Origin of the sequence: Pseudomonas sp. zfem002, from assembly GCF_032621685.1 — a bacterium.
GTDB classification, from domain to species: Bacteria; Pseudomonadota; Gammaproteobacteria; order Pseudomonadales; family Pseudomonadaceae; genus Aquipseudomonas; species Aquipseudomonas japonica.
Genome location: NZ_JAVYJH010000011.1, coordinates 1 through 21,191 on the forward strand (window position 1 = coordinate 1; position 21,191 = coordinate 21,191).

19 protein-coding genes are annotated in these 21,191 nt (G+C 65.2%); 11 read left to right on the forward strand and 8 right to left on the reverse strand.

Going from position 1 to position 21,191, the window contains the following annotated elements; genetic code table 11:
- Positions 1-199 precede the first annotated feature (199 nt).
- The gene (locus RTI28_RS14145; RefSeq protein ID WP_316921003.1) at positions 200-1,357 is read right to left on the reverse strand and encodes a murein transglycosylase A; all 1,158 of its coding nucleotides are present in this window, start codon (positions 1,355-1,357) and stop codon (positions 200-202) included.
- Positions 1,358-1,485: 128 nt separating this feature from the next.
- Here RTI28_RS14145 and RTI28_RS14150 point away from each other — a divergent pair, with 128 nt between their 5' ends.
- Positions 1,486-1,935 (forward strand): cytochrome c, encoded by a 450-nt coding sequence (locus RTI28_RS14150; protein WP_316921160.1) that lies wholly within the window; start codon positions 1,486-1,488, stop codon positions 1,933-1,935.
- Positions 1,936-1,995: 60 nt separating this feature from the next.
- On the opposite strand, the gene RTI28_RS14155 is transcribed toward RTI28_RS14150, so the two are convergent.
- From RTI28_RS14155 to RTI28_RS14170, 4 genes are all read right to left on the reverse strand, one after another.
- Complete coding sequence (locus tag RTI28_RS14155) at positions 1,996-2,391, reverse strand: DUF1090 domain-containing protein (protein ID WP_316921004.1); 396 nt, start codon at positions 2,389-2,391, stop codon at positions 1,996-1,998.
- A 56-nt stretch (positions 2,392-2,447) separates the two neighbouring features.
- Positions 2,448-4,121 (reverse strand): NAD-dependent DNA ligase LigB, encoded by a 1,674-nt coding sequence (gene ligB, locus RTI28_RS14160; protein ID WP_316921005.1) that lies wholly within the window; start codon positions 4,119-4,121, stop codon positions 2,448-2,450.
- Positions 4,122-4,271: 150 nt separating this feature from the next.
- Positions 4,272-5,462, reverse strand: coding sequence for a methionine adenosyltransferase (metK, locus tag RTI28_RS14165; RefSeq protein WP_042120412.1), 1,191 nt, complete (start codon positions 5,460-5,462; stop codon positions 4,272-4,274).
- 18 nt (positions 5,463-5,480) lie between these two features.
- Positions 5,481-6,476 carry a metalloregulator ArsR/SmtB family transcription factor gene (locus RTI28_RS14170; protein WP_316921006.1) on the reverse strand — a complete coding sequence of 332 codons (996 nt, stop codon included), beginning with the start codon at positions 6,474-6,476 and terminating at the stop codon, positions 5,481-5,483.
- 258 nt (positions 6,477-6,734) lie between these two features.
- Here RTI28_RS14170 and tkt point away from each other — a divergent pair, with 258 nt between their 5' ends.
- The 9 genes from tkt to RTI28_RS14215 all read left to right on the forward strand — a co-directional run bounded on the left by tkt (position 6,735) and on the right by RTI28_RS14215 (position 16,141).
- Positions 6,735-8,732, forward strand: coding sequence for a transketolase (tkt, locus tag RTI28_RS14175; protein WP_316921007.1), 1,998 nt, complete (start codon positions 6,735-6,737; stop codon positions 8,730-8,732).
- 181 nt (positions 8,733-8,913) lie between these two features.
- A complete protein-coding gene (gene epd / locus RTI28_RS14180; RefSeq protein ID WP_316921008.1) occupies positions 8,914-9,981 on the forward strand; it encodes an erythrose-4-phosphate dehydrogenase in 1,068 nt (355 codons plus the stop codon).
- 12 nt (positions 9,982-9,993) lie between these two features.
- On the forward strand, positions 9,994-11,157 hold the full coding sequence (locus tag RTI28_RS14185) for a phosphoglycerate kinase (protein WP_042120404.1): 1,164 nt from the start codon (positions 9,994-9,996) through the stop codon (positions 11,155-11,157).
- A gap of 32 nt (positions 11,158-11,189) precedes the next feature.
- A complete protein-coding gene (locus RTI28_RS14190; RefSeq protein ID WP_316921009.1) occupies positions 11,190-11,408 on the forward strand; it encodes a hypothetical protein in 219 nt (72 codons plus the stop codon).
- Between the two features lie 50 nt (positions 11,409-11,458).
- Positions 11,459-11,776: an MliC family protein gene (locus RTI28_RS14195; protein ID WP_316921010.1), complete on the forward strand. Its 318-nt coding sequence runs from the start codon at positions 11,459-11,461 to the stop codon at positions 11,774-11,776.
- A gap of 105 nt (positions 11,777-11,881) precedes the next feature.
- Positions 11,882-12,946: a class II fructose-bisphosphate aldolase gene (gene fba / locus RTI28_RS14200; RefSeq protein WP_316921011.1), complete on the forward strand. Its 1,065-nt coding sequence runs from the start codon at positions 11,882-11,884 to the stop codon at positions 12,944-12,946.
- Positions 12,947-13,164: 218 nt separating this feature from the next.
- Entirely contained in the window at positions 13,165-15,285 is a 2,121-nt protein-coding gene (locus RTI28_RS14205) for a putative bifunctional diguanylate cyclase/phosphodiesterase (RefSeq protein ID WP_316921012.1), read from the forward strand.
- Between the two features lie 41 nt (positions 15,286-15,326).
- Positions 15,327-15,827, forward strand: coding sequence for a M48 family metallopeptidase (locus tag RTI28_RS14210; RefSeq protein WP_316921013.1), 501 nt, complete (start codon positions 15,327-15,329; stop codon positions 15,825-15,827).
- A 17-nt stretch (positions 15,828-15,844) separates the two neighbouring features.
- Positions 15,845-16,141 (forward strand): helix-turn-helix domain-containing protein, encoded by a 297-nt coding sequence (locus RTI28_RS14215; protein WP_042120392.1) that lies wholly within the window; start codon positions 15,845-15,847, stop codon positions 16,139-16,141.
- An 87-nt stretch (positions 16,142-16,228) separates the two neighbouring features.
- Here the strand turns inward: RTI28_RS14215 and RTI28_RS14220 are convergent, their stop codons facing one another.
- Positions 16,229-16,681, reverse strand: coding sequence for a GNAT family N-acetyltransferase (locus RTI28_RS14220; protein WP_316921014.1), 453 nt, complete (start codon positions 16,679-16,681; stop codon positions 16,229-16,231).
- Positions 16,682-16,907: 226 nt separating this feature from the next.
- Between RTI28_RS14220 and RTI28_RS14225 the strand changes: the two genes are divergently transcribed.
- The gene (locus RTI28_RS14225; RefSeq protein ID WP_316921015.1) at positions 16,908-17,657 is read left to right on the forward strand and encodes a substrate-binding periplasmic protein; all 750 of its coding nucleotides are present in this window, start codon (positions 16,908-16,910) and stop codon (positions 17,655-17,657) included.
- On the opposite strand, the gene yccS is transcribed toward RTI28_RS14225, so the two are convergent.
- Together yccS and RTI28_RS14235 are read right to left on the reverse strand one after the other, a co-directional pair.
- The gene (gene yccS / locus RTI28_RS14230) at positions 17,635-19,818 is read right to left on the reverse strand and encodes a YccS family putative transporter (protein WP_316921016.1); all 2,184 of its coding nucleotides are present in this window, start codon (positions 19,816-19,818) and stop codon (positions 17,635-17,637) included. The two genes, RTI28_RS14225 and yccS, sit on opposite strands and share 23 nt — an antisense overlap.
- A gap of 109 nt (positions 19,819-19,927) precedes the next feature.
- Entirely contained in the window at positions 19,928-21,106 is a 1,179-nt protein-coding gene (locus RTI28_RS14235; RefSeq protein ID WP_316921017.1) for an NAD(P)/FAD-dependent oxidoreductase, read from the reverse strand.
- Positions 21,107-21,191 lie beyond the last annotated feature (85 nt).

Below are 21,191 nucleotides of genomic sequence, written 5' to 3' on the forward strand. Positions count from 1 at the left end.
CGCTGCCTGAAAAAGCACCAGGACTGAAATATTGAGCGGGGTTTTCGCCAGCAACACCGGAGAGCTGTGTTGCTGGCGAAGCTATGTCTGGAGGAATCGTTTTTAAAAAAGTCCTCGAAGACAGTTGCTCCCACAAGGTCAGCTGCGGCCCTGAACCTGTGGGAGCATTGCCAGCGATGAGGCCCTGACGAACAACCTCTTACCTGGCCTCGGTCTGCGGCATTTCAGGCAACGCCATCCCCTTCGGCCACAGCAACCAGATCTGCCCCTGCTGCTTCATGTCCCCGGCCAGTTTCCCCGCCGCTTCACCCGTGCCCCAGAACAGGTCCGCGCGCACCTCGCCGGTGATCGCGCCACCGGTGTCCTGCGCCGCCACCGGCCTTACCACCGGGCTGCCATCCGGACGGGTAGTGCTCAGCCACAACAGGCTGCCCAGCGGAATCACCTTGCGGTCGATCGCCACGCTGTAACCCGCGGTCAGCGGCACGTTGAGCGAGCCGCGCGGGCCTTCGTTGCTGTCCGGCCGGGTGCTGAAGAACACATAGCTCGGGTTGCTCGCCAGCAGCTCCGGCACCCGCGCCGGATTGGCCTGGGCCCAGGCGTGGATGGCGCCCATGGTCACCTCTTCTTTCTTCAACTGACCCTGCTCCACCAGCCAGCGCCCGACCGGACGGTACGGATGCCCGTTCTGGTCCGCATAGCCCAGGCGCAGTTGCCGACCATTCTCCAACTGGATGCGGCCCGAGCCCTGGATCTGCAGGAATTGCAGGTCCATCGGGTCGGTCAGCCAGGCCAGTACCGGCGCCTTGACGCCCTGGCGCTGGATCACCTCGGCGGTGTCGTAGGGCTTGAGCACGCGACCTTCGAGGCGGCCGCGCAGACGCTTGCCCTTCAGCTCGGGGTAGACGCTGTCGAGGTTCACCACGATCAGATCGTCGGGGATGCCATAGACCGGCACATGGGCTTGCTCGGTGCGGCTCTCGCTGCCGGGATAGACCGGCTCGTAGTAGCCGGTGATCAGGCCGGTGGCGCTGTTCTGCGCCGAGCGCAGGCTGTAGACCTCCAGCTGTGCACCGAGAAATTCGCCGATCTTGCGGGCATCCGCCGGCACATCGGCAGCGGCAACGCAGGTCGCGGCCCACACCGGGTCGTTTTTCAGCCGTTGGCAGGCGCTGCGCCACGACTCGAAGCCGGCCACCAGGTCGCTGTCGCTGACCGTCGGCAGGTCTTTCCAGGTGGCGTGGGTGTAGGTGGCGATCGGGTGCGGCGTGGGCTTTTCCGGGGCACCGCCGTTGCAGCCAGCCAGCAGGGCGAACAGGGAAAGGCTCCAGCCGAGGCGGCGCAGAGGGATGTTCATGCGGGTACTTCCTTGGGGGATGGCGTCGCCGAAAAGGTTTGCGCGCAATCCATGTTTTTCATGGGGGTATTGGTCTTTGCCGGTCAGGCGAGGATACTGGCCGCCTTTTTTTCCGTGAGCCGATGACCATGATGCTCAAACGTTGTTCCGTCGTACTGCTGGCCTGCCTGACCCTGACCGCCTGTGGCGGCGTCGATCCGAATTCGCCGCTGGGTCAGCGCAAGGCGATTTTCAAACAGATGCTCAAGACCAGCGAGGACATGGGCGGCATGCTGCGCGGACGGCTGGCGTTCGACGGGCAGAAATTCGCCGACGGTGCGGTGAAGCTCGATGCGTTGTCCCACGAGCCGTGGAAACACTTCCCACAGGTCAAGGAGACGGATGATACCAGCGCGCGGGCGGATGTCTGGGAGAAACAGGCGCGCTTCCAGGCGTTGGCGCGGCAGTTGGAAGGGGCCACCAGCGAGCTGGTGATGGCGAGCAATGCCCAGCCTTTGCGGGCCGAAACGGTGCAGGGGCCGATGGACAAGGTCGAGGCGGCGTGCAAAGCCTGTCATACGGAATTTCGTAACCATTGATGTTCCCGGGCCTGCACAAAACCTTGTGAGAACTGGCAAGCCAGCTCTCACAAGGTTTGCTTACTGCTCCAGTTCCTGCAGCGCTGCCTGCAGCTCCTTGTTCGCTTCCGCCAGCTTGTCCTTGCGCTTGTTGATCTTCTCCGCGTCGCCTTTCTTCATGGCCTTGTCCAGGTCCTTCTTGCGCTGCGCCACTTCATGGCGGGCATCCAGCACTTTCTGCTCGCGTTCCTTGCGCAGGCTGGCGTCGGTGCAGTTCGCCTGCACTTCGCGCAAGGCCGTCTCCAGTCCGCTCTGCTGCTCGGCGTTGCCGTGACTGCGCGCCTGCTCGATCTGTGCGCTGATGCTCTGCTGCTTGGCCGCGCAGCCGGTCAGGCCGGGTTGTTCCTCGACGGCCAGGGCGGGCGCGGCGAGCAGGGCGCAGACGGTGAACAGGGCAAGCGGGGAAGTCGATTTCATGTAAGGCTCCGTCGTCGGGCAGGCAGAACCTGTGATGCTGCCCTGATCCACGGGATTTAGAAACCCTCGATCGCCTGTTCGCGCAGACGAGCGGCAAGGCTTCTGACCTGCGGATCCTGGAAAAACGCCACCAGTTGCCGCGCGCGCAGCGCTCCGACCCCGGCTTGCTGCTGCCAGTGCTCGACGCTGCGGGCGGCCAGCGCGTCCCAGGAATCGCCCAGGTCCAGCGCCTTCGGCGCGGGTATGCCCAGGCCGCGGGCCCAGCGCGCGAAAGGCTGCGCGCGGGCCTGCTGGAAGGTGCGATACAGCTGTCGGCTGCTGCGCTCGGCGATGCCGTCGAGGCGCGCCAGGTCTTCGGCCGGCAATTCGATCCAGTCGACCAGGCTCTCCAGCTTCCCGGCCTCCTGCAGCCTGCGCCAGGTCTGCGGACCGACCCCGGTCATGTTCAGGCCCTGCTTGCCCGCCAGCCAGTTCAGCCGTTCGAGAAACTGGGCCTGGCAACCCGGGGTCGCTTGCCAGCAACTGAGCGCGTGGTAGCGGGTGGGGTCCGGCGCCACCCGTGCGCCGCGCGCCGGGCCGCGCTCCGCCACCGTGTCGATACGCGGGATGGTCAGCCCCGCCAGGCTGAGGACGATCTGGTCACCCGGCTGGATATCCAGTTCGCTCCAGCGCTTCAGCGAGCCGGCGCTGACCTGGCGCACCGTGCGGTCGTCGAGACGCACCGGCTCGACCTGGATCAGCGGGGTGATGCGCCCGGTACGCCCGATGCGGAATTCCACGTCGCGGACCTCGGCCAGGGCCTGGGCGAACGGGTACTTCCAGGCCACGCTCCAGTGCGAAGGCCGCGCCTGCCAGCGGGCAGCGGCGGGTTGCCGACTCTGCTGCAGGACCACGCCGTCGCTGGCGAACGGCAGTGGCGAGCGATACCAGTGCTGGCGCCAGCGCGCGGCCTCGTCGAGGCTGTCGACCGGCTGGCTGTAGCGTTCGGTGTTGGGCAGGCCGAGGGCGCGGAGGCGGGCGAAGCGCTCGCGTGGATCCTCCGGCCCCTGTGGCCAGGCCCAGATGAACAGGTCCAGCCCCGCCGCATCCTCGGCGTCGAGATGCTGCCGGGCCATGAGGCCGGCGACCTTGCTGCGCAGGTTGCGGCTGCCGGCCTCGGCCTGGACATGCCCGTCCAGGCGCCAGAACAGTTCGCCCTGGAGGATCAGGTTCTGCTCTGCGGCCAGCTCGCGCAGGTTCACCGGCAGCGCCGGAATGTGCCGGCTCCAGTCATGGCCGTGCAGTCCATCGCCACGGCTGATCAGTTGCACCAGCCGGCCGCCACGATAGACCAGGGTGGTCGCCACGCCGTCGACCTTGGGCTGGATCCATACCCCCTGGCGCCCCGTCAGCCATTCGCCCACCGCCTGTTCGTCGGCGAGCTTGTCCAGCCCTGTATGCGCAACCGGGTGGCGCAGCGGCCCGGCGGCACTGGCCAGCGGGTTGCCGATGGCTTCGTCGATGCCGGGAAAGCACAGGCGCAGGCGTTGCAGGCGGCTCAGGTACTGGTCGTAGAGCTCGTCGCTGATCGGTGACTGGCCGAGGCTGTGGTAGTAACGGTCCCACTGGCCGATGCGCTCGCGCAGTTCCGAGATCCGGCTGTTGGCGGTCGCCTCCGGCCAGTCGGGGCAGGTGTCGGCGAGGGTGGGCAGGGCGAAGCAGGAAAGCAGCAGGGCAATCAGGCGTGACATGGCGAGCGTCCTTGCTCTTGGGGAGGAAATCCCAGCCTAGGAAGGCCCCCGCGAACTGCCCGTTCAGCTTTGTCAGAAGGTGTGTTGCGCCCATGAAAAAGCCCCGGCCAGAGCACTGGCCGGGGCTTTCGCTACCACGGTTACCGGGTATTACAGGCCGGCGGCTGCGCGCAGGGCGTCAACGCGGTCGGTACGTTCCCAGGTGAAGGTGGTGAAGGTGTCGTCGCCGACGGTCTTCTGCTGCGGGGTGCGGCCGAAGTGACCGTAGGCCGCGGTTTCCTGATACATCGGGTGCAGCAGGTCGAGCATGGTGGTGATGGCGTACGGACGCAGGTCGAAGCACTCGCGCACCAGCTGGACGATCTTCTCGTCGGAGATCTTGCCGGTGCCGAAGGTGTTCAGCGAGATCGAGGTCGGCTGGGCCACGCCGATGGCGTAGGAAACCTGGATTTCGCAACGCTCGGCCAGGCCGGCGGCGACGATGTTCTTGGCCACGTAGCGACCGGCGTAGGCGGCCGAACGGTCGACCTTGGACGGGTCCTTGCCGGAGAACGCGCCACCGCCGTGACGGGCCATGCCGCCGTAGCTGTCGACGATGATCTTGCGACCGGTCAGGCCGCAGTCACCCACCGGGCCGCCGATGATGAACTGGCCGGTCGGGTTGATGTGGAACTGGGTGCCCTTGTGCAGCAGTTCGGCCGGCAGGGTGTGCTTGACGATCAGCTCCATCACCGCTTCCTGCAGGTCTTTCTGCGAGACCTCGGGGTTGTGCTGGGTCGACAGCACCACGGCGTCGATGCCGACGACCTTGCCGCCTTCGTAGCGGCAGGTGACCTGCGACTTGGCGTCCGGGCGCAGCCACGGCAGCAGGCCGGACTTACGCGCTTCGGCCTGGCGCTCGACCAGACGGTGGGAGAAGCAGATCGGTGCTGGCATCAGCACGTCGGTTTCGTTGCTGGCGTAGCCGAACATCAGGCCCTGGTCACCGGCGCCCTGGTCTTCCGGCTTGCTGCGGTCGACGCCCTGGGCGATGTCCACGGACTGCTTGCCGATGATGTTCATCACCGCGCAGGTGGCGCCGTCGAAACCGACGTCGGAGCTGTTGTAGCCGATCTCGGTGATGACGTTGCGGACGATGTCTTCCAGGTCGACCCAGGCCGAGGTGGTGACTTCGCCGGCGATGATGGCGACACCGGTTTTCACCAGGGTTTCGCAGGCCACGCGGGCGTATTTGTCCTGGGCGATGATCGCGTCCAGCACCGCGTCGGAAATCTGGTCGGCGATTTTGTCCGGATGCCCTTCAGATACGGACTCGGAGGTGAAAAGGGAGTATTCGCTCATCTCGACGGGTTCCTGAGTTTAAAGATGGTGAGTGTCGCCAGTCGGTCGCTGGAAATGGCGGACCTGGATCTGGAAACCATTACGTAAGCCCACATAGAGGCTGTCTCCGGGAGCCAGTCCCGCAGCGCACGCCCAACGAAGCAGGTCGTCCTGCTCAAAGCCCAGCCAGAGGTCGCCGCAGGCGTCGCGGGCCCAATCCTGGTCGTGGCTGCACAACTCGGTAAGCAACAGGCTGCCGCCTGGTTTGACACGGCCGGCCAGCTGCGCGAGGGCGGCGGACGGATCGCTGAAGTGGTGCAGGACCATGTTCAGCACCACGCAATCGGCCTGCGCTTCAGTCGTACTGAGGGCATCGGCCAGTTGCAGGTTTACGTTAGCCAGGCGTTCGCGCTGGCAGACCTGGCGCGCCAGCTCGAGCATGGTCGGGCTGTTGTCCAGCGCGGTGACCCGGGCGAAGCGACGGGCCAGTTCGGGCAGGAATTCGCCGTCCCCGGGGCCGACTTCCAGCGCCGTGGCGGCGCTTTCGAAGCTGAGCTTGTCGAGCAGGGCCAGGAGGCTCTCGCGGTACTGGGCGAGGCCGGCGATCAGGTCCTGCTGGGCGCGGAATTTCTCTTCCACGCGCAGGAAGAAGTCCTGGCTGGTGGCCGCGCGGCGCTGCTGGACCTGGCCGATGCGCGCCTGCATCTCGCCGGGGAGCGGCAGGCCGTCCACCTCTTCGAGCAGCGCGGCGTGCAGCTTGCCGCCGAGGCTGAGGCTGTCGGGCAGGGCGCGGCGGTAGAAGATCGCGTTGCCTTCGCGGCGGGTCGCCACCAGTTCGGCCTGGGCCAGCACCTTGAGGTGGTGGCTCATCCCCGATTGGCCGATGGCGAAGATCTGCGCCAGTTCCAGCACGCCGAACGAGTCGTTGGCCAGGGCGCGCAACACGTTCAGGCGCAGGGGATCGCCGCCGGCCTTGCACAGGGCGGCCAGGCGTTCGCTTTGCTGCTGATCGGGAACGGGTACGCGAATGTTCATGGGCCGGCAGTCTAGTCAGGGCCAACCGGCGTCGCAAGACCAATATCAAAAAGTTTTGATATTGCGCGATGGGCGGAGCGAAAACGGCTGCTGAACCAGGCTTTTTCGGCTGTTTCGTCGGTCAAACCGCGCAATGGCCCTGCAATCACAGGAAAATCGTTCCAGTTCGACCATCCGTGATTGCCCCGGAAGGTGTGCCTGGGCGAAAATGGCCGCCTTTTTTCCGTCACTTCCTTTTCAGTTTCCAGGAGACAAGCGATGCCCAGCCGTCGTGAGCGTGCCAACGCCATTCGTGCCCTCAGCATGGATGCCGTGCAGAAAGCCAACAGCGGCCATCCCGGTGCCCCGATGGGCATGGCGGATATCGCCGAGGTTCTGTGGCGTGATTATCTGAAACACAACCCGAGCAACCCGAGCTTCGCCGATCGCGACCGTTTCGTCCTGTCCAACGGCCACGGCTCGATGCTGATCTATTCGCTGCTGCACCTGACCGGCTACGACCTGTCGATCGACGACCTGAAGAGCTTCCGCCAGTTGCACAGCCGCACCCCGGGTCACCCGGAGTACGGTTACACCGCGGGCGTCGAGACCACCACCGGTCCGCTGGGCCAGGGCCTGGCCAACGCCGTGGGCTTCGCCATCGCCGAGAAGGTGCTGGGCGCCCAGTTCAACCGTGAAGGCCACAACGTCGTCGACCACAACACCTACGTGTTCCTCGGCGATGGCTGCATGATGGAAGGCATTTCCCACGAAGTCGCGTCCCTGGCCGGCACCCTGGGCCTGGGCAAGCTGATCGCCTTCTACGACGACAACGGCATCTCCATCGACGGCGAAGTCGAGGGCTGGTTCACCGACGACACGCCGAAGCGTTTCGAAGCCTACAACTGGCAGGTGATCCGCAACGTCAACGGCCACGATGCCGACGAGATCAAGACCGCCATCGAGACCGCGCGCAAGAGCGCGCAGCCGACCCTGATCTGCTGCAAGACCATCATCGGCTTCGGTTCGCCGAACAAGCAGGGCAAGGAAGACTGCCACGGCGCGCCGCTGGGCAACGACGAAATCGCCCTGGCTCGCCAGGAACTGAACTGGAACCACGGTCCGTTCGAAATCCCCGCCGATATCTACGCCGAGTGGAACGCCCGCGAAGCCGGCGCCAAGGTCGAAGCCGAGTGGAACCAGCGTTTCGACGCCTACGCCGCCGCCTTCCCGGAACTGGCCAGCGAGCTGAAGCGTCGCCTGAACGGCGAACTGCCGGCCGACTTCGCCGAGAAGGCCGCCGGCTACATCCAGGAAGTCGCCGCCAAGGGCGAAACCATCGCCAGCCGCAAGGCCAGCCAGAACACCCTGAACGCCTTCGGCCCGCTGCTGCCTGAGCTGCTGGGCGGTTCCGCCGACCTGGCCGGTTCCAACCTGACCCTGTGGAAAGGCTGCAAGGGCGTCAGCGCCGAAGATGCCAACGGCAACTACATGTTCTACGGCGTGCGCGAGTTCGGCATGACCGCGATCATGAACGGCGTTGCCCTGCACGGCGGCCTGGTGCCTTACGGCGCGACCTTCCTGATGTTCATGGAATACGCCCGCAACGCGGTACGCATGTCCGCCCTGATGAAACAGCGCGTGATCCACGTCTACACCCACGACTCCATCGGTCTGGGCGAAGACGGCCCGACCCACCAGCCGATCGAGCAACTGAGCAGCCTGCGCAGCACGCCGAACCTGGACACCTGGCGTCCGGCCGACGCCGTCGAATCGGCGGTGTCCTGGAAGGCCGCCCTGGAGCGCAAGGACGGCCCTTCGGCGCTGATCTTCTCGCGCCAGAACCTGCAGCATCAGGACCGCGACGCCCAGCAGATCGCCGATATCGCCCGTGGTGGCTACGTCCTGAAGGACTGTGCCGGCGAGCCTGAGCTGATCCTGATCGCCACCGGTTCCGAAGTGGGCCTGGCCGTCCAGGCGTTCGACAAGCTGAGCGAGCAGGGCCGCAAGGTCCGCGTCGTGTCGATGCCGAGCACCAGCGTGTTCGACGCCCAGGACGCCGCCTACAAGCAGTCGGTACTGCCGCTGCAGGTGGGCGCGCGTATCGCCATCGAGGCCGCCCATGCCGACTTCTGGTACAAGTACGTCGGCCTGGAAGGTCGCATCATCGGCATGACCACCTACGGTGAATCGGCCCCGGCCGGCGCCTTGTTCGAGGAATTCGGTTTCACCCTGGAGAACATCCTGGGTACTGCTGAAGAACTGCTGGAAGACTGATGTTGTAGGAGCTGGCTTGCCTGCGAAGGACCGCGCAGCGGTCCCCGTTGCGGTGTCATTGGGGACCGCTACGCGGTCCTTCGCAGTGGTTCGTCACACGACAAGCCAGCTCCTACGTTGAGCGGAGCGAAACAACCGAATTTCGCAGGTTGTACCGATGGATCTGTCCGTGAGTCCCCCAATGCCTCAACCGCGTCCCTACAAAGTTGCACTCAATGGTTACGGCCGTATCGGTCGTTGTGTCCTGCGCGCACTGGTCGAACGCGGGGCAAAGGCGGGCTTCGAGATCGTCGCGCTGAACGATCTGGCCGACCAGGCCAGTCTCGAATACCTGACTCGCTTCGACTCCACCCACGGGCGTTTCCCCGGCGAGGTCAAGGTCGATGGCGACTGTCTGCATATCAACGGCGACTGCGTGAAGGTCCTGCGCAGCGCCACGCCCGAGGGCATCGACTGGGCGGCGCTGGACGTCGACCTGGTGCTGGAATGCTCCGGGGCCTACAACAGCCGCGCCGACGGCCAGCGTTTTCTCGACGCCGGCGCGCCGCGGGTGCTGTTCTCGCAACCCATGGCCAGCGAGGCGGATGTCGACGCTACGGTGGTCTACGGCATCAACCAGGACTGCCTGAGCGGCGCCGAGACCCTGGTCTCCAACGCCTCCTGCACCACCAACTGCGGCGTGCCGCTGCTGCGCGTGCTGGACCAGGCGTTCGGGATCGACTACGTGTCGATCACCACCATCCACTCGGCGATGAACGACCAGCCGGTGATCGATGCCTATCACCACGAGGACCTGCGCCGCACCCGTTCGGCGTTCCAGTCGGTGATTCCGGTGTCCACCGGTCTTGCCCGGGGTATCGAGCGCCTGCTTCCGGAACTTGTCGGGCGAATCCAGGCCAAAGCCGTGCGGGTACCGACGGTCAACGTGTCGTGCCTGGACATCACCCTGCAGACCCGTCGCGACACCACCGCGGCCGAGGTCAACCGGGTGCTGCGCGAGGCCGCCGAACGCGGCCCGCTGCAGGGACTGCTGGCGTATACCGAGTTGCCCCATGCCAGCTGCGATTTCAACCATGACCCGCATTCGGCCATCGTCGATGCCAGCCAGACCCGTGTTTCCGGCCCCCGCCTGGTGAACCTGCTGGCCTGGTTCGACAACGAATGGGGGTTCGCCAACCGTATGCTCGACGTCGCCGATCACTTTCTGCGCGTCGTTGACACCCACCGCACCACCAGCAAACAGCCCTGAAGGACTGCATTCATGACCGTTTTGAAGATGACCGACCTCGACCTGCAAGGTAAGCGCGTACTGATCCGCGAAGACCTCAACGTCCCCGTGAAGGACGGTGTGGTTGCCAGCGATGCGCGCATCCTCGCTTCGCTGCCGACCATCAAGCTGGCCCTGGAGAAGGGCGCGGCGGTGATGGTCTGCTCGCACCTGGGTCGTCCGACTGAAGGTGAATTCTCCGCCGAGAACAGCCTCAAGCCGGTCGCCGACTACCTGAGCAAGGCCCTCGGTCGTGAAGTGCCGCTGGTCGCCGACTACCTGGACGGCGTCGAGGTGCAGGCCGGTGACATCGTTCTGTTCGAGAACGTGCGCTTCAACAAGGGCGAGAAGAAGAACGCCGACGAGCTGGCGCAGAAATACGCTGCCCTGTGCGACGTCTTCGTCATGGACGCCTTTGGCACCGCGCACCGCGCCGAGGGCTCGACCCACGGTGTTGCCAAGTTCGCCAAGGTCGCCGCGGCCGGTCCGCTGCTGGCCGCCGAACTGGACGCCCTGGGCAAGGCCCTGAAGGCCCCGGCCAAGCCGATGGCCGCCATCGTCGCCGGTTCCAAGGTGTCCACCAAGCTGGACGTGCTGAACAGCCTGAGCCAGATCTGCGACCTGCTGATCGTCGGTGGCGGCATCGCCAACACCTTCCTCGCCGCTGCCGGCCACAAGGTCGGCAAGTCGCTGTACGAAGCCGACCTGGTCGAGACCGCCAAGGCCATCGCGGCCAAGGTCAACGTACCGCTGCCGGTCGACGTGGTGGTGGCCAAGGCCTTCGCCGAAGACGCCGAGGCTACCGTCAAGGCGGTCGCCGATGTGGCTGACGACGACATGATCCTCGACATCGGCCCGAAAACCGCCGAGCAGTTCGCCGAACTGCTGAAGTCGTCGCAGACCATCCTGTGGAACGGTCCGGTCGGCGTGTTCGAATTCGACCAGTTCGGCAACGGCACCAGGACCCTGGCCAAGGCCATCGCCGACAGCGCCGCGTTCTCCATCGCCGGTGGTGGCGACACCCTGGCGGCCATCGACAAATATGGCGTGGCCTCCGATATCTCCTACATTTCTACCGGTGGCGGCGCCTTCCTCGAATTCGTCGAGGGCAAGGTCCTGCCGGCGGTCGAAGTGCTGGAACAGCGGGCCAAGGCCTGATTCGTCCGGCATCAGGGAAAGGGAGCGACGCGATGATCAAGCGACTGTCACTGCTGCTCGTCACCGCCGCGCTGGGCGCCTGCTCCAGCACGCCGGATGCCGCTCCCGACAGCCCCGCCGCCGAGAAGGGTGGCTGCTACCAGTCCGAATGGCAGGCCGAGACCGCGCCGGTGATCAACAAGCGCCTCGGCCCGGACGGCCTGGAAAAGTACGACGACGAACATCAGCGCCGGGCCAAGGGATGCCCTTGATCGGTTCGCGACAACCTGTCGCCGGCTTTGTGGTCTGCTGGAGGAATGGAATGAAAGGCGTTCTGGCCGTGATGGCCATGGCGGTACTCGCGGGATGCGCAGGCTTCAAGTCCGAGCCTCCGGTGGCCGACACATGGACCACCTGGCTCTGCGAGAGCAAGGCACAGGTGCTCTGGCGCCAGGTCGGCAGCGACATGGACGTACGCCTTGGCGGCGGCGACCAGGTCTACCGGCTCAAGCCCGAGCCTTCGGGTTCCGGGGCGTTGTACAGCGATGGCGTGCTGGCCCTGCACACCCGGGGCGATGAGGGCCTGGTGTACTGGGTGGCGACCAACGATCTGATAGGGCGGGGCTGCAAGGCACCGTGACTGGCCGGGCCGGCGCACTCCGCCGGCCCACACAATTTGAACAGCAAACCGCCGTTGCGGCAGGCTTGCATGAAATAACGACGCTTGTCGGGAGAGAGATACACAATGGCACTCATTAGCATGCGCCAGATGCTGGACCACGCCGCCGAATTCGGTTACGGCGTTCCGGCTTTCAACGTCAACAACCTCGAGCAGATGCGCGCCATCATGGAAGCGGCCGACAAGACCGACTCCCCGGTGATCGTCCAGGCTTCCGCCGGTGCCCGCAAATACGCTGGCGCTCCGTTCCTGCGCCACCTGATCCTGGCTGCCATCGAAGAATTCCCGCACATCCCGGTGTGCATGCACCAGGACCACGGCACCAGCCCTGACGTGTGCCAGCGTTCGATCCAGCTGGGCTTCAGCTCGGTGATGATGGACGGCTCGCTGAAGGAAGACGGCAAGACCCCGTCCGACTACGAATACAACGTCCGCGTGACCCAGCAGACCGTGGCATTCGCCCACGCCTGCGGCGTGTCCGTGGAAGGTGAGCTGGGTTGCCTGGGCAGCCTGGAAACCGGTCAGGCCGGTGAAGAAGACGGCGTTGGCGCCGAGGGCATCCTCGATCACAGCCAGATGCTGACCGACCCTGAAGAGGCCGCCGACTTCGTCAAGCGCACCCAGGTCGATGCCCTGGCCATCGCCATCGGCACCAGCCACGGCGCCTACAAGTTCACCAAGCCGCCTACCGGCGACATCCTGGCGATCGACCGCATCAAGGCGATCCACCAGCGCATTCCGAACACCCACCTGGTGATGCACGGTTCGTCCTCGGTTCCGCAGGACTGGCTGGCGATCATCAACGAGTTCGGCGGCGACATCAAAGAGACCTACGGCGTGCCGGTCGAGGAAATCGTCGAAGGTATCAAGCACGGCGTGCGCAAGGTCAACATCGACACCGACCTGCGTCTGGCTTCCACCGGTGCGATCCGTCGCTTCCTGGAGCAGAACAAGTCCGAGTTCGACCCGCGCAAATACTTCGCCAAGACCGTCGAAGCCATGCGTGACATCTGCATCGCCCGCTACGAAGCCTTCGGCACCGCCGGCAACGCTTCGAAGATCAAGCCGGTATCGCTGGACGAGATGTACCTGCGCTACGCCAAGGGCGAGCTGGCCGCCAAGGTCAACTGAGTTCAGGTTGTTCGACGAAAAAGGGACCGCGATGCGGTCCTTTTTTTTGCCCGGGCCACGGACGGCGGGGCATTCGCTATCACTTCCGAATTAGACCGTTAGTCGGCGAACGGTATATTGGCCTTGTGCCAGCTTTAGATTTGTAACACTCGGGTCTAGAGTGAAACCCGGCAGAATTTCAATCCGAAGACTGACGCGGTTGCCACAAGAGAAGCAGCATGGAATGCGCTCAAATCCCCACACAAGAGAGCGGCTCGACGCTACTGGTGGTTGATGACTACCCGGAGAACCTGATCAGCATGCGGGCGCTGTTGGCTCGTCAGGACTGGCAGGTGTTGACCGCGAGTTCGGGCATCGAAGCCCTGAGCACCTTGCTCGAGCACGAAGTCGATCTGGTCCTGCTGGATGTGCAGATGCCGGAGATGGACGGCTTCGAAGTCGCTCGCCTGATGCGTGGCAGCCAACGCACCCGGCTGACGCCGATCATCTTCCTCACCGCCAACGAACAGAGCCAGGCCGCGGTGCTCAAGGGCTATGCCAGCGGCGCCGTGGACTACCTGTTCAAACCCTTCGATCCGCAGATTCTCAAGCCCAAGGTGCAGGCCCTGCTCGACCAGCAGCGCAACCGCCGCGCCCTGCAGCGCCTGACCCGCGACCTGGAGGCCGCTCGCGCGTTCAACGCCTCGGTCCTGGAAAACGCCGCCGAAGGCATTCTCGTGGTGGCCGAGGACGGCATCATCCGCTTCGCCAACCCGGCCATCTCGCGTCTGCTCACCGCCTCGGTGGATCAGTTGCAGGGCGCCAGCCTGCTGGAGTTCGTGCTGTCGCCGGCGGCCACGCAGTGGCGCGAGTCGGCGTTCTACCAGGCTTATTTGGAACGCGACATCTACCGCCTGCACGACGCGGTGCTGCGCACCAGCAATGGCCAGGCGCTGTCGGTGGCGCTGTCCTGCGCGGCGTTGCCTGGCGAGCAGCGGGCGATGGTGGTCACGGTGCTGGACATGTCGGTGGTGCGCAGCCTGCACCAGCAACTGGAGCAGCAGGCGGTCACCGATCCGCTCACCGGCCTGCTCAACCGTCGCGGTTTCTACCAGGCGGCGGAAAGCGCCCTGGTGCGCAGCGAGCATTCCGACAAGCATCACGCGCTGATGTACCTCGACCTCGACGGCTTCAAGCGGGTCAACGATTCCCTCGGTCATGAAACCGGCGATCAGGTACTGCACTGGGTCGCCGAGCAGTTGAAGGACTGCCTGGGCGGCCATGGCATCCTCGCGCGCATGGGCGGCGACGAGTTCACCGCGCTGCTCGACGATCTCGACTACCCGGAACAGGCCGCGCGCTTCGCCGAGAAGTGCATCGAGCGCATGTCGATCCGTCAGCACATCGACGGGCTGGAAGTGATCCTCGGGGTCAGTATCGGCATCGCCATCTACCCTGACTGCGGTGCCAACCTCGACAACCTGCTGCGCGCCGCCGACACGGCGATGTACGCCGCCAAGCAGGCCGGGCGCCAGCAGTACCGCTACTACGACGAAGACCTCAACGGCCGCGCGCGCTCCCGGCTGATGCTGGAGGACAGCGTGCGCGCCGCCGTCGACAACCAGGATTTCACCCTGGTGTTCCAGCCCCAGGTGGCCTTCTCCGATGGTCGCCTGCGTGGCTTCGAGGCGCTCCTGCGCTGGCGTCACCCGAGTGTCGGCGACGTGCCGCCGGGGCTGTTCCTGCCACTGCTGGAAGAGGCGCGGCTGATCAGCCGCCTGGCCAGCTGGATCTACAGCCAGGGCGCCGCGCAGCGGCGGGACTGGTGTGGGCATTTTCCCGACGAAGTCACCCTGGGCATCAGTCTGAGCAAGGTGCAGTTCGCCATGCCCAACCTGGTCGATGAACTCGGCCAGGTCATCGCCAGCGCGGGGCTGTCGGCCAGCCAGCTGGAAGTGGAAATCGCCGAAACCTCGCTGACCGACAACCTCGACGCCGCCCTGCGTCAGTTGCACAAGCTGCGCGAGCTGGGCGTGCGCGTGGCGCTGGACGACTTCGGTGCCGGCGACTGCTCCCTGCGCCTGCTGCGCGACCTACCCATCGATACCCTCAAGCTCGACCGCCATCTGGTGGCGCTGCTGCCGGAGTCGCAAGCCAATGTGGCGCTGGTGCGCTGCGTCATCGAGTTGTGCCAGCAGTACAACATCAGTGTCATCGCCGAGGGCGTGGAAACCCTCGACCAGGCCGAGTGGCTGCGTGAGCACGGTTGTCAGTACGTGCAGGGCTTTCTCGTGGCACGGCCGATCACCGCCGTCGAGGCCGGGCGCTTTCCGGCGTTTTTTGACTGGCGGGCGATGTAGTTCGGTACACTGCGGCCTTCGTCCTGTCGTCCACCGTAGTCATGACCGTCCTCAAGTACCTGCAAGCCTATCCGCCCGCCCTGCAAGACCAGGTGCGCCAGTTGATCGCCCGTGGTCAGCTGGGCGACTACCTGCACAAGCGCTATCCGGGCCGGCATGACGTACAGAGCGACAAGGCCCTGTACACCTACGCCCAGGGCCTCAGGCAGGAGCACCTGCGCAATGCGCCGAACCTGGACAAGGTGCTGTTCGACAACCGCCTCGACCTGACCCATCGCGCCCTCGGCCTGCACACCGCGGTGTCGCGGGTCCAGGGCGGCAAGCTCAAGGCGAAGAAGGAAATCCGCATCGCCTCGCTGTTTCGCGAGGCGGCGCCGGAGTTTCTGCGGATGATCGTGGTGCACGAGCTGGCGCACCTGAAGGAGGCCGAGCACAACAAGGCCTTCTACCAGCTCTGCGAATACATGCAGCCCGGCTACCATCAACTGGAATTCGACCTGCGTGTCTATCTGACCTGGCGCGACCTGCCGGGCAATCAGTGAGTCAAGGAACCTTTGGCATGGAAGTGAGCAAGACCAAGAGCAGTTTCTACCGTCGCCTGTACGTCGCCTGGCTGATCGACAGCCAGACCGCCAGCAGTGTCCCGGCCCTGATGGCGGCCACCGGCATGCCCCGGCGCACCGCGCAGGACACCATCGCGGCGCTGGCCGACCTGGATATCGTCTGCGAGTTCGAGCAGCAGGCGGGGGCGCGGAACCACGCGGGGCATTATCGGATCCGCGACTGGGGCGCGATCGACAAGGAATGGATCATCCAGCACCTGCGCACGATCCGCGAAGTGCTCGGCTATCCCTGACACCCGGCGATTCCCTGGCGTGCATCAAGCCTTGTGAGAGCTGGCAAGCCAGCTCTCACAAGCAGCAGCGGTACTTTCGGACATGGCTTATCCGCGACGCATGCCGATATGCGGAATCCCGTCCTCCAGATACGCCTCGCCCACCACCTCGAAGCCGTGCTTGCGGTAATAGCCCTGCAGATGTGCCTGGGCCGAGAGGTACACCGGCACATCCGGCCAGTTCTCCCGGGCCTGCTCCAGTGCCCGGACCACCAGCTCATGACCCAGGCCGTGCCCGCGCCCCGCCTCGGACACCACCACCCGGCCGATCACCACGTCGCCGCCCTGGGAGGTCGGGTCGAGCAGGCGCAGGTAACCGAGCAACTGGTCATCCTGCCAGGCCATCAGGTGGCAGGTATCCCCGGCCAGGTCCTGGCCATCCAGGTCCTGATACGGGCACTTCTGTTCCAGCACGAACACCTGGTTGCGCAGTTGCAGCACGGCATACAGCTGCTCCTTGCCAAGGTCGGTGTGATGTTTGCAGATCCAGTCGATGGACATGGGGAAATCTCTCAATGGGCTCGACGCCGAGCATAGCCCGTCGCAACTTCCCGTCGAAAGTCAAAGTGCCCGCAAAACCGGCAAGAATAGAGGCACTTGGCTATTATTTGCTGATGCCACACGGACGGCTGTTTGTGTAATCTGGCCATCGCGATTGGATTTATCGGCACTGCAATTCCCAGCGGTCAAACCAGAGTGCGGAACGCCTCCGCTATAGGATTTGAGCATGCCCTTGCTCCGAGTCTTGTGTTTGCTTGGAATGTTGTCAGTTACCCCGGTTCACGCAGAAAAGCTTCGCCTGGTCGCCGATGCCTGGCCACCATTCACCGACGCCACGCTCGACCGCGGCGGGCTGGCGACCGCGCTGGTCAAGGCGGCGCTGGAGCGCGCCGGCTATGCCAGCGAATTCGAACAGGTACCCTGGGCGCGGGCGCTGATGGGGATCGGCGACGGGCGCTACGACGTGCTGGTCAATGCCTGGTACAACGATTCGCGCACGCGCATCGGCCAGTTCTCCGGCGGCTACCTCACCAACCGCATCCGCCTGCTCAAGCGCAAGACCGATGCCATTCGCTTCGAGCGCCTGGCCGACCTCTACCCGCATCCCATCGCCGTGGTCCGCGACTACGCCTATTCCGTCGATTTCGATAGCGACACGCGCCTGCAGAAAGTCCCGGTGCGCAGCTTTTCCGTGGCCATCGGCATGCTCGCCGCCGGCCGCGTGACCCTGGCGGTGGAGGACGAATACGTCGCCAGCTGGTTCCTGCAGAAGGAACACGGCAGGGCCCGGGACATGGTGGAGTTCTTCGGCAAGCCGGTCAGCGAGAACGACCTGCATATCCTGGTCAGCCTCAAGCATCCGCGGCACGAGCAGATCGTCGCGGCCTTCGACCAGGCCATCGGCGCGATGAAGGCCGATGGCAGCTACGCACGGATCCTCGAAAGCTATGCCCTCAAGCCGGTGGCGGCTCCTTGATCAGGTGCGCGGCGAGGGTGCGCAGCGGACCAAGGTGACGGGCGATCAGCGCCAGCTGGGTCTGCACCGTCCGCAGGTTCTCGTCCATCTCCTCGGGCATCTGCTCCAGCTCGCCGGCCAGGGTTTCCTCGGCGTCGCTGTGGATCGCCACCGGCTTCCTGCCGGCCAGTCCGCTGGCGATCTCGTCCAGGCTCTCGGCCAGCTTCGCCCCGGCGCTGTCGATCAGTTGTTCGCGGGCCTCGCTGGGCAGCGGGCTTTCACGGTGCGCGCCGAGGGCCGAGAGGTAGCTGAGCAAGGTGTGTGACAGCACCAGGAAGCGGAAGCCGACATCCGCTTCCTTACGGAAATGCCCCGGCTCCATGAGCATGTTGGCCAGGGTAGTGGACAGCGCCGCGTCGGCGTTGTGCGCGTTGCGCCGGGCCAGGCGGTAGGCGAGGTCGTCGCGCTTGCCTTGGGCGTACTGCTGCATGATCTGGCGCAGGTAGACACTGTTGCAGGTGAGGGTGTTGGCCAGCACCTTGTTCAGGCGTCGGCCCTGCCAGTCCGGGAGGAACAGGAACACCGCGGAGATGGCGATCAGGCTGCCCACCAGGGTATCGAACAGGCGTGGCAGGAACAGCCCGTAGCCGTCGCCGATCTGGTTGAAGCAGAACAGCACCATCAGGGTGATCGCCGCGGTGGCGAGGGTGTAGCGGGTGGTGCGGTTGACGAAGAACACCACCCCGGCGGCCACCGCGAACAGCGACTGGATGAGCGCGTTGGGGAACAGGTCGAACAGCGCCCAGCCGACCGTCAGGCCGATGGCGGTACCGATGATCCGCTGCACCAGTTTGCGCCGCGTTGCGCCGTAGTTGGGCTGGCAGACGAACAGGGTGGTGAGGATGATCCAGTAGCCCTGGGTCGGGTGGATCAGGTGCACCATGCCGTAGCCGACCGCCAGGGCCAGCGGCAGGCGCAGGGCGTGGCGGAAGATCAGCGAGGTAGGCGTCAGTTGCTGGCGCAGGCGATTCCACACGTCCGCCAGGTTGCGTGGCGAACGGTCGAGCAGGCTCGGGTCGGTGTTGTCGGCCAGGCTGTCGGGGTTGCTGGCGTCGCTGAGCAGGCGGTCGAGGGTCGCCAGGTTGGCCGCCAGGGCGCGCAGCGAGCGCAGCAGGCCGCGCCAGGCCGGGTTGCTCTGGATGCGCAGGTGTTCCAGCGAGGCGTGCAGGTCTTCCAGGGCCTCGGCGAAACCGCTGTTGTAGACGAACGGCTGGCGCATCTGGATCGACCCCGACAGCTCATGGCAGGCCTTGCCCTGCTGGCGCAGCAGGCGCTGGCAGCGGAACAGCACGTCGCTGTGGAAGAACGCCTCGGTCAGGGCGTTGTAGGGGTAGTGCGAGGAACTGGCGCGCTCGTGGATGTCTTGGGCGAGGAAGTACAGCTTCAGGTAGCGACTGACCTTGGAGCTGGGCCGGCCACCGCCGACCCGGTGCAGGATGATTTCCTTGGCGGTGTTCAACGCCGCCACCACCTTGCCGTTCTGCTGCGCCAGCTCCAGGCGCCGAGCCTCGATGTCGAGGCCGCGGATCGGCTCGAACAGGTTGGACTTCAGCTTCAGGTAGATGCCCAGTTCACGGAACAGCCGGGCTAGGGCCTGCTGTACCGGCTGGTTGGAAAACAACGCCTGCCACAGCACCGAAAGCAGGCCGTACCAGGCCGCGCCGGCCACCAGCAGCAACGGCTCGTGCCAGAAGTCGGTCACCTCGCCACCGCGCTGGTCCACGCCGATCATGGTGTAGACCGAGAGAATCAGGGTGGCCTGGGCGATCGCCCCGTAGCGTTCGCCGAGGGCGCCGAGCATGGTCAGGCAGAACGCCGCCAGGGCCATGGCGATGACGAAGATCCACGGATAGGGGAACAGCAGCTCCACTGCCAGCGCGGCGACGGTGAAACACACCAGGGTCACCGCCAGCGCGTTGAGGCGGCCCTGCCAGCTGTCATCGGTCTCGGCCAGGGCGCTGGCGACGATGCCGAGGAACAGCGGGATCAGCAGGTTCATCTGATCCTGGAACCAGCACAGCGCCATGCTGCCGGTCAGGGCAATCAGGACCCGGATGCTGTAGCTGAATTTGTCCAGCGCCCACAGACGACGCAACGATTGGCTGAAAGAAGAGGACGACATGGTGGACGGCGGGCCTGCTGGGCGAGGTCTGGAGTGAGCGGTCAGCGCGACGGCAAACCGTCGCGCGGGTCACGTACCAGCAAAATGCGTTCCGTGATGGGCGCTGATTCTAGACGAACTGCGCGGCGGCGTAAGCGCAGGCCCAGGCCCACTGGAAATTGAAGCCGCCGAGGTGGCCGCTGACGTCCAGCACTTCGCCGATGAAGTACAGGCCCGGGCTCTTCAGCGACTCCATGGTCTTCGACGACACCTCGCGGGTGTCCACGCCGCCCAGGGTCACTTCGGCGGTGCGGTAGCCCTCGGTGCCGGCCGGCACCAGTTGCCAGTTGCCCAGCTTGTCGGCGACCTGGGCCAGCTCCGCCGGGGTGTACTGCTTCATCGGCTTGGAGACGAACCAGGTCTCCGCCAGCAGGTTGGCCATCTTCTTGGTGAAGATTTCGCCGAGCAGGGTCTTCAGCTCGCTGTTGGGGCGCTCGGCCTGTTGCTGTTGCAGCCAGGCGAGGGCGTCGTGGTCCGGCAGCAGGTTGATCTCGACGGTGTCGCCGGCCTCCCAGAACGAGGAAATCTGCAGGATCGCCGGGCCGCTGAGGCCGCGGTGGGTGAACAGCAGGTTCTCCCGGAAACTGGTGCCGTTGCAGCTGGCGATGCAGTCCACCGAGGTGCCGGACAGCTCGCCGCAGAGGGCCTTGAGCTGGTCTGTGATGGTGAACGGCACCAGGCCCGCGCGGGTCGGCAGCACGTTGTGGCCGAACTGGCGGGCGACCTGGTAGCCGAAGCCGCTGGCGCCGAGGGTGGGGATCGACAGGCCGCCGGTGGCGATCACCAGCGACTGGCACTGGAACGGGCCGGCGCTGGTGCTCAGCAGGTAGCCGTGTTCGAGCTTCTCGATGTTTTCGATGCGGGTATCCATGCGCAGCGTGGCGCCGGCGTTGTCGCATTCGTCGAGGAGCATCTGCAGGATGTCGCTGGACTTGTTGTCGCAGAACAGCTGGCCGAGTTTCTTCTCGTGATAGGGCACGCCGTGCTTGGCGACCATCTCGATGAAGTCCCACTGGGTGTAGCGGGCCAGGGCGGACTTGCAGAAATGCGGGTTCTGCGAGAGGAAATTGCCAGGTTCCGTGTACATATTGGTGAAATTGCAGCGGCCGCCGCCGGACATGAGGATTTTCTTGCCGGGTTTGTTGGCGTGGTCCAGCAGCACGACCCGACGCCCGCGCAGGGCGGCGGTGCGGGCGCACATCAGGCCGGCGGCGCCGGCGCCGATGATGATCACATCGGTGTGGTGCATGAATGTTCTCTAGCTAGGTTTTTGCTGGCGTGCGCGGTCCCTGTGGGAGCTGGCGTTGCCAGCGATGAGGCCGGCACAGGCAATG